5 protein-coding genes are annotated in these 16,414 nt (G+C 48.3%); 1 reads left to right on the top strand and 4 read right to left on the bottom strand.

The window, feature by feature from the left end; all coding sequences use genetic code 11:
• Positions 1–14: 14 nt before the first annotated feature.
• On the top strand, positions 15–1,601 hold the full coding sequence (locus tag HGH91_RS03995; RefSeq protein ID WP_168737146.1) for a S41 family peptidase: 1,587 nt from the start codon (positions 15–17) through the stop codon (positions 1,599–1,601).
• A gap of 69 nt (positions 1,602–1,670) precedes the next feature.
• Here the strand turns inward: HGH91_RS03995 and HGH91_RS03990 are convergent, their stop codons facing one another.
• The 4 genes from HGH91_RS03990 to HGH91_RS03975 form a co-directional block, all read right to left on the bottom strand.
• Complete coding sequence (locus tag HGH91_RS03990; RefSeq protein ID WP_168737145.1) at positions 1,671–2,414, bottom strand: chitobiase/beta-hexosaminidase C-terminal domain-containing protein; 744 nt, start codon at positions 2,412–2,414, stop codon at positions 1,671–1,673.
• Positions 2,366–2,668, bottom strand: a complete 303-nt coding sequence (locus HGH91_RS03985; RefSeq protein ID WP_168737144.1) for a hypothetical protein — start codon at positions 2,666–2,668, stop codon at positions 2,366–2,368. The genes HGH91_RS03990 and HGH91_RS03985 overlap by 49 nt, the downstream gene beginning before the upstream one ends.
• 150 nt (positions 2,669–2,818) lie before the next feature.
• Positions 2,819–3,112 carry a phosphoribosylpyrophosphate synthetase gene (locus HGH91_RS03980; RefSeq protein WP_168737143.1) on the bottom strand — a complete coding sequence of 98 codons (294 nt, stop codon included), beginning with the start codon at positions 3,110–3,112 and terminating at the stop codon, positions 2,819–2,821.
• 116 nt (positions 3,113–3,228) lie between these two features.
• Positions 3,229–16,128 (bottom strand): gliding motility-associated C-terminal domain-containing protein, encoded by a 12,900-nt coding sequence (locus HGH91_RS03975; protein ID WP_168737142.1) that lies wholly within the window; start codon positions 16,126–16,128, stop codon positions 3,229–3,231.
• Between the last annotated feature and the right edge of the window lie 286 nt (positions 16,129–16,414).

The following is a 16,414-nucleotide window of genomic DNA, read 5'->3' as shown; positions in this document are numbered from 1 at the left end:
TCTTAACCGTTTTTATGTATAGAGAGCTGTTTACTACAGGAGCAAAAGCAATGCTGGCTGGCGTTTTTTGTGCCGGCGTTTTGATGTCTTGTCATAAAGACCATAACCCCGCTCCCGATCCAGGGACAGGCCCCGTTATTACAGATGCCATGAAGGAAGATTCCCTGCGGTACCTGATGTACCAGATTATGCAGGTGACCTATGGCGATGGCGGGCGGAATGCCAGTACGGGATTACCGACTTATTATTGGAATAAATCGGTGCCGGTACTGAATCCCTTTGATAAGCAATTTGCCAATGCCGATAGTTTGCTGGAACAAATGAAGCGATATGCCATTAACCCCACTACAGGAAGGCCCTTCGACCGTTATAGCTTCCTGGATCGCGATGGTACGCTCACCAACAAGCTGATGAATGGCGTTTCTTCCCAGGCTTATATCGCCGCTACCGGCTCGCTGGGCCTGGATTATGCGCCAGTACTGGTACCGAATACCAACAAGGTGAGGTTGTTTGTATTGTATGCCGACAAAAATAGTCCGGCAGGGCAGGCAGGGGTTACAAGAGGCTGGGAGATTACCAGTGTAAACGGAACAACTGATTTCAATGCCACCAGCGCCTCGCTCGACTTTGTGTACAATGCCATCCTCAAATCTTCCAGTGTTACGCTGACGTTTAAGGTGCCTAACGTGAACGATCCGGTTACCCGCACCATTAATACTGCAGGCTATAACATCAACCCGGTATTGTTTGACACTATCTATACCGTGATCTCCAATCACGGTCCGGTGAAAGTAGGTTATTTCGGCCTGTATACTTTTGCCAGCGTATTTAATGAAAAAGGACAGCCTACGGCTACGAAAATAGCACTGGATCAAACGCTGGGTAAATTTGCTTCCCAGGGTATCCGGAACCTGGTGGTAGATCTCCGTTATAATGGCGGCGGCGCCACCACTACTGCCGAGTACCTCGATAGTGCGATTGCACCCGCTTCGGCAGCAGGGAAGGTCATGTACAAGTATAAGTATAATGAAGCCCTTACGCAGAACCTGAATGCCGCCGGCCTGGCATCGCAGGTAAACTTCCCGGCCAATACTGGTGGTTTCACACTGGATAATGTTTTCTTTATTGTTTCCCGGGGTACAGCATCCGCCAGTGAGCTGACGTTGAACAACCTGAAACCCTACATGAATGTAAGGTTGGTGGGAGATACTACCTATGGCAAACCGGTAGGATTCATCGATTTTAATATTTCGATGTACGACAACACACATCAGCCTAAATACCTGGCCGACCTGTATGCCATTAACTTTGAAACCATGAATGCAAAAGGAGAGGGCGGGTATTTTACCGGCATCGGCGAAGATTTCGGCGCCTTTGCGCATGATTTTGTAAACGTGCCATGGGGTGACACTACCGATCAGAATATCAAACAGGTACTGAATTATGTTCGGACGGGCGCTTATCTGAGTATCCCGCGTAATGCGCGCCTGGCGGCAGTTCCGACCAGCGGAGGTAGTTTACAGATCCCCATCCAGAATAGCCATCCGGCCCCTAATTTCAACGGCATGGTTGATTTCAGGATGAGGCAGAAGATCAGATAAAAATCAAGGAGAAAATAATAACGTTTAGGCCTGCCCGTTAGTCGATGTGCTAACAGGCAGGCCTAAACGTTAATAGATAATTACTTCGTCTGCGAAGAGAAAGCCATGTTGCAGGTTCTTTGCATGTATCCGGATATACCGCGCCGACTGCCCCTTTAAATCAAACCGGAAGTCTTTAAACGTCAGTGTTGATTGCGTAGCAGGGACATCATTGTCTATCTGTTTTACCTTCCTGAAATCTTTATTATCATCAGACACCAATACTTCCACGAAGGCCGGTATATATACTCCGGGGCCGGTTTGCTGCATGAAGGAAACCGACAGGCTTTTGAGTGCGGTGGCCTGATCCATATCGATAGTAACGTCCATATCTTTCCCTTCAAATCCCTGCCATTGGCCATCGCCGTAGGTGAGCGATCCCCGGTAACCATTTACCAGCGTAGATTCCCGCTGACCAGGATAGCCTTTGCTGTAGGGGAGATTATAGATCACCTTTTTGCCAAGTGCGAGGTGATGGTCGAGCCGAAGGGAAGCAGGTTTGCCTGGCATATTATTGTCTTTGAAGATTGCAGCAGTAACGGTGGCTGTACCGTGTACTTCAAAAGAACTGGCATACAACGCCGACTGGCTCGCAGGCACCGTACCATCGAGGGTATACCGGATCTGTGGTTGGTATTGTTCCGTACTAAAGGAAATAACAGTTTTATGTGCTGCGATATTTATATCTGGGTGAATCGTAACCGCATACGATGGCCGATAATAGTTTACGTGTAGCCGTTGAAGTAAGAGATAGTGCGATTGTAACCGGCGCACCGGTTCGTAACTATATAGTTTTTCCAGGGGGAGATAGCCCCCAATGGCCCGGTGGTGCCGGCAAGTAAGGCCGCTACTTCTTTAAAACGGGGAGTGCTGTATACCTTACCCTGAGGGGTAAAGGTAAAAGTGCCCGCGATAGCCATTATCCTTGCCGGCCGGGGAATAAGGTCCAGGTTGCCCCAGGTCTGGCTATACAGGACGTTTGAAAGTCCCATTGCCAGCAATAATAAACAGGTAATACGTTTTAACATGCACAATGTTGAATGATAACCCGTGAAAGTAGCTTGTTTTGGGCGAAATATATATAACCGGCTGATAAAGTACCGGTATGTGTCAATATACTATAAATGGAAGAGGTCCGGGCAGTGATACCCGGACCTCCTGGCGCGTTATGAAGATCGTTATTTTGATCCCAGTTTGCGGATCATATCTTCCGACATATCTTCTGAATAAACACCATAGCCATACATCAGCACTCCTTTGGCGCCGGATTTCGTTTCGATGGCATATACTACGGCTTCATCTCCCGGATCACTATCACCTTCAAAGCGATAGATTTCTATGATTTCAAAATCCTGGGGATGTACGGTGTTGTTGTCATGTTGTATACTATCAAAAAGCAGGTTGAAATCGGCCAGGTATCCACGTGTACGCAGATCTTCAATGGCGGCGGTTACGGTATCATATACTTTCATACGGTCATTTATTACTTGTTATACTAAGTTAGGGAAAAATGTGAAAGCAGGTAAAAAAGGAACAGCATAAAGCCGGTTGACTTTATGCTGTTCCTTTTTATGATCGTTGGCCGTTGTTAGCGGACTACGGTAACCTCTCCTTTCAGTACGTTGGCATTACCTCCTGCAACTTTCTTGTAGGTGAGCCACCATACGTAAGTACCTACGTCTACCGGTACCCCTTTGTATTTACCATCCCATCCTTTGTGGTTGTCGGATGTCATGAAGATCATCTCACCCCAGCGGTTGAAGATTCTTAATTCGTATTCGAACATTTGTCCTCTTACAACTGGTCTGAACACATCATTACGTCCATCGCCATTTGGTGAGAAGGCGTTCGGGATGGTTGGTTTAGGTTCGCACTGTGTAAAGTTCACTGTGATATCATCGGTAGCGGATCCGCAATCGTTGAATACGGTGACGGTGTAGGTACCACCGTTGGTCACCGACAGGGAAGAGGCGCTGGAACCGTTATCCCAACGAACACCTGAGATGCCGGTGCCCATGGCGCGGAGTACCAGTGTTTCGCCTACACACATCACGGTGTCTCTGCCGAGGTTTACCGTTGGTAAGCCGGTGATATTTACTGCTACGCTATCCATGAATACGCGTTGGCAATATTTATCCATCACCGCCAGTTTGTATTTACCGGCCTGGGTGATTTGTTTCACTGGGTTTGGATCACCGTCATTCCAGAGATAGGAGATCGCATCCGGGTTGGTGCCATCGAGGGTGATAGTACCGCCGGGGCAAATATTCCTGTCTGGTCCCAGATCCATCATCAGTGCCGGTTTCATTCTCACGTTTACGGTATCTCTTACCACGCAGTTGTCTCTGCTAACTGCTACCCAGTAACCACCTGGTTTATTCACCACGATAGAGTTGCTGGTTTCACCGGTTTGCCATTGGATACGGCCGCCGTTTGAATTTACCGTGAGCATGATTGACTGGTCAGGGCAGATAGCGGTATCGCGACTCAGGCTGATATCTGGTGGCGGATTCACGCTTACTTTAATGGTATCGATCGTGATACAGGCTGATTTCATCACTTTCACCCAGAATTGTTCCTGTGTGCTTACCAGTATGGAAGAAGCGGTAGAACCGTTGCTCCACAGGTAGGAAGCGCCATCTACATAGGCATCCAGTTTCACAGACTGACCGCGGCAGATGGTGGTATCAGGGATACTTACCAGCGGTGTTGGAATCAGTCCCACATGAATGGTGTCGGTGGTCGCACATTCACCGTTGCTTACATTTACCCAGTAGGTACCAGCCTGGTTGATGTTGATTCTTTGGGTGGTAGCACCGGTAGACCATTGGATCTTGTAGGCGAAGTTAGCCGCGCCCGCGTCGAGTACCAAGCTATTGCCGCCACAGATGGTGGTATCGCTGCCCAGGTTTACCATTGGTTTCTGGATATAATTGATGTTGTAAGTCACGGTGTCGGAAGAGCAACCTGTTCTGCCATCTGTAATGATGAAGGAAGCCGACGTGGCGCCGTTCAGGTTAAACACGTTGTTGTTTTGTGTTCTAGGCAAACCTGTCACTGCGTTGGCGGGTGTAACAGCTACCAGCGTGTAGGTTGGCATATACACATCGCCCACTTTATGTAATGCAATCCTGCCATTGTCGGAGCAGTTGGAAGGCAGGGTAGCTTCCAGTTGCGGTTTAGCGCAAGGCTTCACAATTACACGTTGGGTAACGTCATTGGCTTTATTGCCACAGGCATCCATGATGGTCCATCTTCTCACAATAGTATAACCGTTACAGATATCGGCCACATATGGATCTTCTGAATAGATAGCGTTTTTCGGGAAGCTATTATCGCAGTTATCCGTCGCGGTCAGTACCGGAGGAGCCGGAATTTTATCCTGGCAGTAGATCACCACATCAGCCGGAGCTGGCATGATCACCGGTCTGGTGGTATCTTTTACGGTTACTACCTGTGTGATGGTGCTGGTGTTACCGCAGGCATCTTTCGCAATCCAGGTTCTGATGATGCGGTAGTTGGAAGCGCATGCACCTGGTATTGTTTCTACTGTTACGCGGCGGCTTACCGTCAGACCATTTCCGATGGTGCTGCAATTATCCGTTACAGTTACATCGGTAGCGGGAGCGGGGATGTTATCGCAGCTGACGGTAGTATCTGCCGGTGGTTTCACGGTGAATACCGGTTTAGTGGTATCCTGTACGGTGATGGTTTGTTGCATCACGGATTTGTTACCGCAATCATCAGTAGCTGTCCAGTAGCGGATTTCCTGGTAGTTGCCTGCGCAGTTGCCTGGCAATTTCACGGTTTTGCTGGTGGTGAATACCTGGACATTAGCGGTACAGTTGTCACTTGCAGTGATAGCCGGCCATGCTGGTACTTTATCACAATCTACCACGGTGTCTTTCGGAGCAGGCATGCTGAATACTGGTTTAGTGGTATCCTGTACGTGGATGATCTGCTGTACTGCGCTGGCATTGCCACATTGGTCAAAGGCAGTCCATTTCCTGTAAATCAGGTAGTTACTGTTACAGTTGTTGATATCACGTGCTATCGAATCTTTCGGCGTTACGGTAATTACACCTGGGGTACAGTTGTCTTTAGCCGTAAGGTTAAAGCCTGCAGGTATTTTATCGCAATCCACGGTGGTGTCTTTTGGTGCTGCCATATCGAATACCGGGGCGGTCATGTCTTTCACGGTGATCACCTGTTTGAGGGTCACGCCTGTATTACATGCGTCTTTCGCGGTCCAGGTACGGATCAGCAGGTAGTTGTTGGTACAGTTGCCCGGGATATCCTGGCGAACTTCCACCACAGGGATGATGATTTCACCGGCACAGCCGTCATTCGCCTTCAGATCTGTTTTAGCAGGAACCTTGTCGCAATCCACGGTGGTGTCAGCAGGAGCTGGCGTAGTGAATACCGGCGCTTTGGTATCCTGGATAGTGATCGTTTGTGATGCACTTACAGAACGTCCGCATCTGTCGGTCGCGGCCCAGGTACGGGTAATCGTACTGAGGCAAGGCGATGTTACCACGGTGGCATCATTGTAAGTGATGGTCAGTTTTTCGTCGTCATAAGGTGCGTGACTGAATACCGGTGTTCCGAAGAGCGTGGTATAGTCTTTACCTTTTTCACATTCCGTAGTGATGGCAGGAGGAGTAGAGGTAACGATCGGGTTGATGGTTATCACTGTGATCTTCACTGCATTACTGATGTTATCGATACAAGCGCCTGAAGCAACGATTCTTCTGTACCAGGTATTTGCAGCGAGCGTACCAGGTTGGTAAGTATCGCTGGTAGCACCCGGGATATTTACAAATGGTCCAGTAGCGCTGGTGGTACTTTGTTGCCATTGGTAAGTGTAAGCGCCATTACCACCGCTGAGGGCATTGCTGCGTATAGCCATTGGCGTTTCTGTGATACATACGGTTTGATCGGCCGTGATGTTGTTACCCAGAATTGGCTTGCGGTTAATCAGTGTTACACTGGAGCTGGTAGCGGCACACACACCGTTGCTTACTACCCAGGTCAGTTGGGCTGTTTCGCCGGCAGGTACAGTAACCGTGGCTGTTCTCAGGTTGATGTCGCTGATCTGGATGAGGCTGGCGTTGTTGCTGGTTACAACCCAGGTGCCTTTTGCACCGGTTACACCAGGATCGCTGGCATTCATTTTAAAGGTTGCGTCATCGCAATGTTCCTGGTTAGTGCCTGCGTTGGCAGTTACCGGCATCCGGTAGTTAATGAGGGTTACATCATCCCAGCTGGCGCTACATACGCCATTGGTAACCGTCCAGCGTAAGGTAACGGTGTCACCTACGTTGATATTTACCAGGGAGGTAGGACTGTTGATGGATTTGATGACCGCATTACCTTTTACGATTGACCAGAAGCCTTTGGCGCTTGGAACAGATACGGGATCTGCGGCCATTTTGAAGTCGCCGGTGTTGTTACACATTTCCTGGTCAGGACCTGCATTGGCGTCATCAGCTTTTTTGTAGTTGATGAGTGTTACAATGCTGCTGGTGCTGGTACAAGTACCGTTTGTAACCGTCCATTTCAGTATAACGGTGTCGCCTATAGGAACGGTTACCGCTGTTAACGGATCGTTTGGCGCTTTGATGGTGGCGCGGCCAGGGATACGGCTGATGTCTGTCCATGTGCCTGTTGCAGAGCTGGATCCAGGCTGGCTGGCTTTCATGATGAAGTCGGCAGCGGTGTTACATTTTTCCTGGTCAGGGCCTGCATTGGCAGTGATGGCAGCTTTATAGTTAATAATAGTTACCCTGCTGAAGGTGGTATCACATACGCCGTTGGCGATAGCCCACTGCAGTACAACCGTGTCGCCAACAGGTACTGTCACCGCAGTAGTCGGGCTGTTAGGCGATTTGATGATGGCTCTGCCAGGGATCCGGCTGATGTCGGTCCAGGTACCTTTAGCAGTTGGTACGCCTGGTGTATTTGCCTGCATGATGAAGTCGCCTGTATTGTTACAGATCATCTGATCAGGTCCTGCATTGGCCTTGTTGGCTGTGGCGTAGTTGGTGAGCAGTACTGTATCGGTGGTAGCGGCGCAGGTACCATTAGAGATGGTCCATACCAGCTTCACAGACATGCCGGCCGCTACCGTGACAGTGGTATTGTATTGATTTGGATTTAAAATGTTGACACCAGCAGTACTTGCAGGGTAAGTCCATGTGCCTTTTACATTCAAACCTGTTGGCTGGTTACCATTCATTTTAAAGGTAACGTCGTTACAGTTTTCCTGATCGGGTCCTGCTTTTGCCGCAATTGGTTTTTTATAGCTGGTAATGTCAACGGTATCGGATTTATCTGCGGCACACTTAGGATTAGAAATAGTCCATATAAAATGTATCACCGTGTCGATCGGAACTGTTACAGATGTCTTAGGATCATTCACATTTGTCATCTTCACATTAGCGGTAGCAGGGAGGAAGGTCCATGTGCCGATTGCACCCAGTTCAGTAGGAGCGGTAGCATTCATGGTAAAGGTTGTTTGCTCACAACCTATTTTATCAGTACCTGCGTTACGCATGATCGGTTTCTTGTAACTGGTGATCCTCACGGTATCGGCGTTATCAGCAGAACATTTCGGATTGGCAATCTTCCAGGTGAACAGGATAGTGCTGTCTGCCGGAACTGTAACGATAGTTTTAGGATTGTGAATATCGGTAATCTTCACGCTGGCAGTAGCCGGGGTAAAGTACCAGGTACCAGTAGCTCCGAGCTCAGTAGGCGCGGTAGCATCCATAGTAAAGGTAGTCTGATCACAAGCTGCCTTGTAGCTACCTGCATCACGCATGATCGGCTTCTTGTAGCTGGTGATGCTAACGGTATCGGCGTTATCAGCAGAACACTTCGGATTGGCAATCTTCCAGGTAAACAGGATAGTGCTGTCTGCCGGAACTGTTACGGTAGTTTTGGGATCATGGATGTTGGTGATCTTCACGCTGGCAGTAGCCGGGGTAAAGTACCAGGTACCAGTAGCTCCGAGCTCAGTAGGCGCGGTAGCATCCATAGTAAAGGTAGTCTGATCGCAAGCTGCCTTGTAGCTACCTGCATCACGCATGATCGGTTTCTTATAGCTGGTGATGCTAACGGTATCGGCATTGTCAGCAGAACACTTCGGATTGGCAATCTTCCAGGTAAACAGGATAGTGCTGTCTGCCGGAACTGTTACGGTAGTTTTGGGATCATGGATGTTGGTGATCTTCACGCTGGCAGTAGCCGGGGTAAAGTACCAGGTACCAGTAGCTCCGAGCTCAGTAGGCGCAGTGGCATCCATAGTAAAGGTAGTCTGGTCACAAGCTGCCTTGTAGCTACCTGCATCACGCATGATCGGTTTCTTATAGCTGGTGATGCTAACGGTATCGGCATTGTCCGCAGAACACTTCGGATTGGCAATCTTCCAGGTGAACAGGATAGTGCTGTCTGCCGGAACTGTTACGGTAGTTTTTGGATCATGGATGTTGGTGATCTTCACGCTGGCAGTAGCCGGGGTAAAGTACCAGGTGCCGGAAGCTCCGAGCTCAGTAGGCGCAGTGGCATCCATGGTGAAGGTAGTCTGATCACAAGCTGCTTTGTAGCTACCGGCATCACGCATGATCGGCTTCTTGTAGCTGGTGATGCTAACGGTGTCGGCGTTATCCGCAGAACACTTCGGATTGGCAATCTTCCAGGTGAACAAGATGGTGCTATCCGCAGGTACTGTAACGATAGTTTTAGGATCGTGAATATCGGTAATCTTCACGCTGGCAGTAGCCGGAGTAAAGTACCAGGTGCCGGAAGCTCCGAGCTCAGTAGGCGCAGTAGCATCCATGGTAAAGGTAGTCTGATCACAAGCTGCTTTGTAACTACCAGCATCACGCATGATCGGTTTCTTATAGCTGGTGATGCTAACGGTATCAGCGTTGTCCGCTTTACATTTAGGATTGGAGATAGACCATGTAAATAAGATAGTGCTATCTGCCGGTACAGTCACGATAGTTTTAGGATCATGAATGTCGGTGATTTTTACGCTAGCGGTAACCGGCACAAAAGTCCATGTACCAGTGGCGCCGAGCTCAGTAGGCGCAGTGGCATCCATGGTGAAGGTAGTCTGATCACAAGCTGCTTTGTAACTACCGGCATCACGCATGATCGGCTTCTTGTAGCTGGTGATGCTAACGGTGTCGGCGTTATCCGCAGAACACTTCGGATTGGCAATCTTCCAGGTGAACAAGATGGTGCTATCCGCAGGTACTGTAACGATAGTTTTAGGATCGTGAATATCGGTGATCTTCACGCTGGCAGTAGCCGGCACAAAGGTCCATGTACCGGTAGCTCCGAGTTCTGTAGGCGCGGTGGCATCCATGGTAAAGGTAGTCTGATCACAAGCTGCTTTGTAGCTACCTGCATCACGCATGATCGGCTTCTTGTAGCTGGTGATGCTAACGGTATCAGCATTATCCGCAGAACACTTCGGATTGGCAATCTTCCAGGTAAACAGGATAGTGCTGTCTGCCGGAACTGTTACGGTAGTTTTTGGATCATGAATGTTGGTAATCTTCACACTGGCAGTAGCCGGTGTAAAGTACCATGTACCAGTAGCTTCGAGCTCAGTAGGCGCAGTGGCGTCCATAGTAAAGGTAGTCTGATCGCAAGCTGCCTTGTAGCTACCTGCATCGCGCATGATCGGCTTCTTGTAGCTGGTGATGCTAACGGTATCGGCGTTATCAGCAGAACACTTCGGATTGGCAATCTTCCAGGTGAACAAGATGGTGCTATCCGCAGGTACTGTAACGGTAGTTTTTGGATCATGAATGTTGGTGATCTTCACGCTGGCAGTAGCCGGCACAAAAGTCCATGTACCAGTGGCGCCGAGTTCAGTAGGCGCGGTAGCATCCATGGTAAAGGTAGTCTGATCACAAGCTGCTTTGTAACTACCTGCATCACGCATGATCGGCTTCTTGTAGCTGGTGATGCTAACGGTATCAGCATTATCAGCAGAACACTTCGGATTGGCAATCTTCCAGGTAAACAGGATAGTGCTGTCTGCCGGAACTGTTACGGTAGTTTTAGGATCATGAATGTCGGTAATCTTCACGCTGGCAGTAGCCGGGATAAAGTACCATGTACCAGTGGCTCCGAGTTCGGTAGGCGCGGTAGCATCCATGGTAAAGATGGTCTGATCGCAAGCTGCTTTGTAGCTACCTGCATCACGCATGATCGGTTTCTTGTAGCTGGTGATGCTTACCGTATCAGCGTTATCCGCTTTACATTTTGGATTAGAGATAGACCATGTAAATAAGATAGTGCTGTCTGCCGGTACAGTCACGGTAGTTTTGGGATCATGAATGTCGGTGATTTTTACGCTAGCGGTAACCGGCACAAAAGTCCATGTACCAGTGGCGCCGAGTTCAGTAGGCGCGGTAGCATCCATGGTAAAGGTAGTCTGATCACAAGCTGCTTTGTAACTACCTGCATCACGCATGATCGGCTTCTTGTAGCTGGTGATGCTAACGGTATCCGCATTGTCAGCAGAACACTTCGGATTGGCAATCTTCCAGGTAAACAGGATAGTGCTGTCTGCCGGAACTGTTACGGTAGTTTTAGGATCATGAATGTCGGTAATCTTCACGCTGGCAGTAGCCGGGATAAAGTACCATGTACCAGTGGCTCCGAGTTCGGTAGGCGCGGTAGCATCCATGGTAAAGATGGTCTGATCGCAAGCTGCTTTGTAGCTACCTGCATCACGCATGATCGGTTTCTTGTAGCTGGTGATGCTTACCGTATCAGCGTTATCCGCTTTACATTTTGGATTAGAGATAGACCATGTAAATAAGATAGTGCTGTCTGCCGGAACTGTTACGGTAGTTTTGGGATCATGAATGTCGGTGATTTTTACGCTAGCGGTAACCGGCACAAAAGTCCATGTACCAGTGGCGCCGAGTTCAGTAGGCGCGGTAGCATCCATGGTAAAGGTAGTCTGATCACAAGCTGCTTTGTAACTACCGGCATCACGCATGATCGGCTTCTTGTAGCTGGTGATGCTAACGGTGTCGGCGTTATCCGCAGAACACTTCGGATTGGCAATCTTCCAGGTAAACAGGATGGTACTATCTGCCGGTACTGTTACGGTGGTTTTAGGATCATGAATATCGGTGATCTTCACGCTGGCAGTAGCTGGCACAAAGGTCCATGTACCGGAAGCTCCGAGCTCAGTAGGCGCAGTAGCATCCATGGTAAAGGTAGTCTGATCACAAGCTGCTTTGTAACTACCGGCATCACGCATAATTGGTTTCTTATAGCTGGTGATGCTTACGGTATCCGCCTGGTCGGCAGAACATTTAGGATTTTTGATCGTCCATGTAAACAGGATAGAGCTATCGGCAGGAACGGTAACAGATGTTTTAGGATCGTTTGCGTTTGCGATAGTGACACTGGCAGTAGCAGGTGTAAATGACCAGGTACCATATGCACCGAGTTCGGTAGGCGCAGTGGCATCCATGGTAAAGGTAGTCTGGTCGCACGCCGCTTTGTAGCTGCCTGCATCACGCATCACTGGTTTTTTGTAACTGGTGATTCTCACTGTATCCGCCTGGTCAGCAGAACATTTAGGATTTTTGATCGTCCATGTAAACAGGATAGAGCTATCGGCAGGAACGGTAACAGATGTTTTAGGATCGTTTGCGTTTACGATAGTGACGCTGGCAGTAGCAGGTGTAAATGACCAGGTACCATATGCACCGAGTTCCGTAGGAGCAGTGGCATCCATGGTAAAGGTGGTCTGGTCACAGGCTGCCTTGGTGCTACCTGCATCCCGCATTATTGGTTTTTTATAACTGTATATTCTTACGGTATCAATGTTATCGGCAGAACATTTAGGATTAGAGATAGTCCATGTAAACAGTATGGTGCTGTCGGCTGGTACTGTTACAGTAGTGGTAGGATTGTTTTTATCAGTAATGATCACGCTGGCGGTAGCCGGTAAATATGTCCATGTACCATATGCTCCCAGTTCAGTGGGAGCGATGGCATCCATAGTGAAGGATGTTTGATTACAAGCAGCTTTGTTGGTACCAGCATCTTGCGCAACGGGCTTTTTATAATTTGTAATGAACACTGTATCGGTCGTCGATTTGCAGGGGCCATTAGAAATAGTCCATATTAAAGAAGCGGTGTCGCCCACGGGCACTAATACAGTGGCATTGGCTTGGGTAGCACTGTAAATTGTTACCCGTGGATTGGTACTAGTCCATATGCCAATTGCAGTAGCCGGGGTTGGCGTGTTGCCATTCAGTTGGAACGCGGTTTTGCGTTCGCACTCTGCCTGATCAGTACTTGCGTTGGCGTTATTTGGTTGTGCATATACGGTTACCGTAACGGAAGCACAGGTAGTGTTACCACAAGGTCCGGCACTTGGCGCCATCACATAATAAGTAGTAGTAGCAGTTACATTCTTGAAGGTAACGATGGAACTGTCCGTATTAGAAGAAGTAGGATAAACACGTGTGCTGCCAGGAGTACCAGGGCAAGCGCCTGTATACCATTTCCAGGTAGCTGGAGTTTTAGTGGAATCCATTCCCAGGGAGCCGCCTACAACGGTTAATGTTACATCTCCTTTTACACACAGCGAGGTGGTAGAGGCGGTGACGGCGGTAGGATTGGTAGATGGCTTTTCTACAGATAAAGAGAAAGGCACGCTCACTGTACAACCATGGAGCGTATCTACTTTTCCGGTGAGTATGAAGTCGTAGACACCCGCAGGAGTATTAGCCGGCAAGTTAATATTAGAGGTACCGGAAGCACTGCCAACAGGCCAGGTACCTGTAACCTTTGTAAAATTCGGCATTGGCCTGGTTGGCGCTGCAACTATTTCATAACTCTTAATGGTATCTGTTAATCCCGAATAGTTAATAGTGAAGAAGGCGACGGTATTACATACGGCAGCAGCTGTTATGTTGACAGCTGGAGGATTCTTCAATGTCAGTTTAACAACACTAGAAGTCGGATTTGAACACACACCATTGGAAATAGTCCATATCAGTTGCACGGTTTGTGGGGCAGCAGCGATGATGGTAGCTTTTGCGTTATAAGCAGTACTGTCGTCAATCGTCACCATAGCGGCTGTAGTGCCCGTACCCAATGTCCATCTACCCTTTTCCCCGGGGCCTGGTTTGTTGGCACCCAGTTGAAATAGATTGATGCCACATTGTGCCTGGGACGCACCAGCCACACTTGGTGTAAGCGGCTTGGTGTTAATCAGCGTTACCCAGCTGGTATCCGTACAAGCAGCCAGTGATTTATTGGTGATCACCCATATAACAGTGACTGTATCTCCGGTTGGTATACCTTTCACGGTTGTATTGTTCGACGTAGGGTTGGTGAACGTGATACCACTGGTGTTGTTCTGGGTATCGCGATAAACCAGCCACTTGCCTTGCTGATCGGAAGGACTCGTCGGAAGGGCAGTGCGGGTGACAGCGAAGTCCGGTATATTACATTGTTTATAGGTAATTGCCGTATCTGCTTTAGGAAGCGATCTTACATTTACCTTAAATGTATCAACGGCCGTACAGGTTTTATTGGTCAGTAATACGGAATAGTTTTGCGTACCTACTGCAGAAGGGATGTGTGTAATACTCACATCATTTGGATTGCCAATACTAGTAGTATTGTATTTCCAGCTCCAGGCCAGGCTATCTGGTGGCGCCCCGCTGTTGGTAACATTTAATTTTATCTGTTGGCCTAAACAAATATCTGTCGGGCCACCACTAATTTTGGTGACTGGTTGAGCATCTACGATTACCTGGGCGGAGCCGGTGTCTCTACACTGTCGTTGCTCCATTTTAACTGCATCCCATCCATAATCAGCAATACCAATGGCTGAGTAGGTGGAGGTAACAGTGGGGTATACGGTCATAATAGGCCCGGTAACAACCGGGTTCACCTGCCATTCATATTCACTGTATCCTCCATTGGCGGTCATCACCACACTATCTCCTATACATATTCTACCGGAGGAAACGGTTACTTTAGGTTTAGGTAATATTGTAATCTTGGTGTATTCAGAAGGCGCCGCACAGTTGCCAAGGTTGCCTTTTTCCAGGATGTTTACACGGTAATACTTTGTTACAATCTGGTTCGGATCTCCTTTCAAAGCGCCAGGTGCAAACACAACAGACGATGTCATGGTTCCCGAGATACCACTGCCGTCGTGGAGGGTGTCCCAGGTAACGCCATCATTGCTCGAGAACCATTGATATTGTGGATTTTTAAAATAGTCTTTAGTGGCATCGTAGGTACCATCTGGCTGCCAGCCATTCGGACTGTAAGAGGCTTTCATGGTTACCGGGGCGCCATCGCATAATGAATCTGCTCTTAACCCGAGTTTACCATCTATATAAGAATAAATATAAGGGCTACAATAAGCGAAGGAAATGTCATCTACAGCGATGTCATTTCCGCAACCTCCGGGCCGGTCATTCACAATCTCAAGCCGGACTGAAGTAACACCTCCCGGCGTTTTAAAACCACCTCCATACATCTGCCACTGAGGGCCCGACAGGTTCATCGACACATCGAAGGTCTTAAACCGGGCGAGGGTATCCCAGGTGGAGGAAGGGGCGCCCCCTTTTGTATTGATGATCAAAAAGCTTACACCTGCGTAGTGGTATCCATCCCAGTTACCGTTGATGCAACTTGAATTGAACACTTTGATACCATTTACGTTAAGGAACCAGGCACTAAAATTATAAAGGGAGCCGGGACAGACCGGTACATTGTCCCTGGTGAAGAATGACCTGGCATCGTAAGAGGAGTTGGCAATCAGCATACCACCTACAGAGTCGACGGTACTACCGGTATGGTCAGTCATACTTACCCATTCGCTTCTTACCTGGGTATTCCAGAAAACGGTGTAGCTGTTATCGTCCATGGTGTAAGGACTTGCCAGCGGAAGCGGGTTATAGACATAGCCGGTTACATAAGAGCTGGATTTACTGGTAGTCGCACCATTTTTGAAGTTTCCAAAATCTTCTTTGAAGTCACCCAGCCCGGTATTCTTACCCTGACAGGGGAGGATAGAGCAGTCCTTTGAATATATTTTTTTAGTGACAACTGATTTGACGCCGTTGTACCAGAGGGCAACCGAAACGGTATATTGCCCGATATCATTGAACTTGATCGTCAGGGCATTCCGTTTATAGGTAGGATCGGGTTTTTGCCGGACCAGTTTATTGGTATTATCGGAGGAATACAGAACCGTAATAGAGGACCCTCCTGGTGTAATGGTCCAGGTAGCCGAATCCGGCGTATTCGACGATTTCCAGTAGAAAGCGTTCATACTGGCGAAACTCTTCCAGCAGGTAGTATCCGGAAGGTTCATGAAGGGAGTTCCTGTAGAGGGTTCGGATTGTGCTTCTGCCCCTTTGCCCAGGAATATTAGCCCGGTCAGCAAGTACAAGAAGGTTAATAGTCGTTTCATAGGTGCAAACAGTTAAGTAAAAAAAGTATCAGAATTGTACAGGATAAGCTGTTCAATTCTTATTGATGCTCAACTCTTTACATAAATAAAAATAGCCGGCGGAAATTTCCCGGCTCACTTGGATAGATGGGTAAAATGGTTTCATAGGCGTCAGGTATTTATACATGGTATGGTTAAAATATGTAATTAAAATAAAATTAAAACTAATGATAATATAGGGAAATAAAAAAAGTGTGATTAATTATAATATGAATAACGACCAGATAACTTGACAAAGGTGGAAAGA

This window comes from Chitinophaga eiseniae, from assembly GCF_012641265.1.
GTDB lineage: Bacteria > Bacteroidota > Bacteroidia > Chitinophagales > Chitinophagaceae > Chitinophaga > Chitinophaga eiseniae_A.
This window is presented reverse-complemented; position numbering and strand designations above follow the sequence as displayed.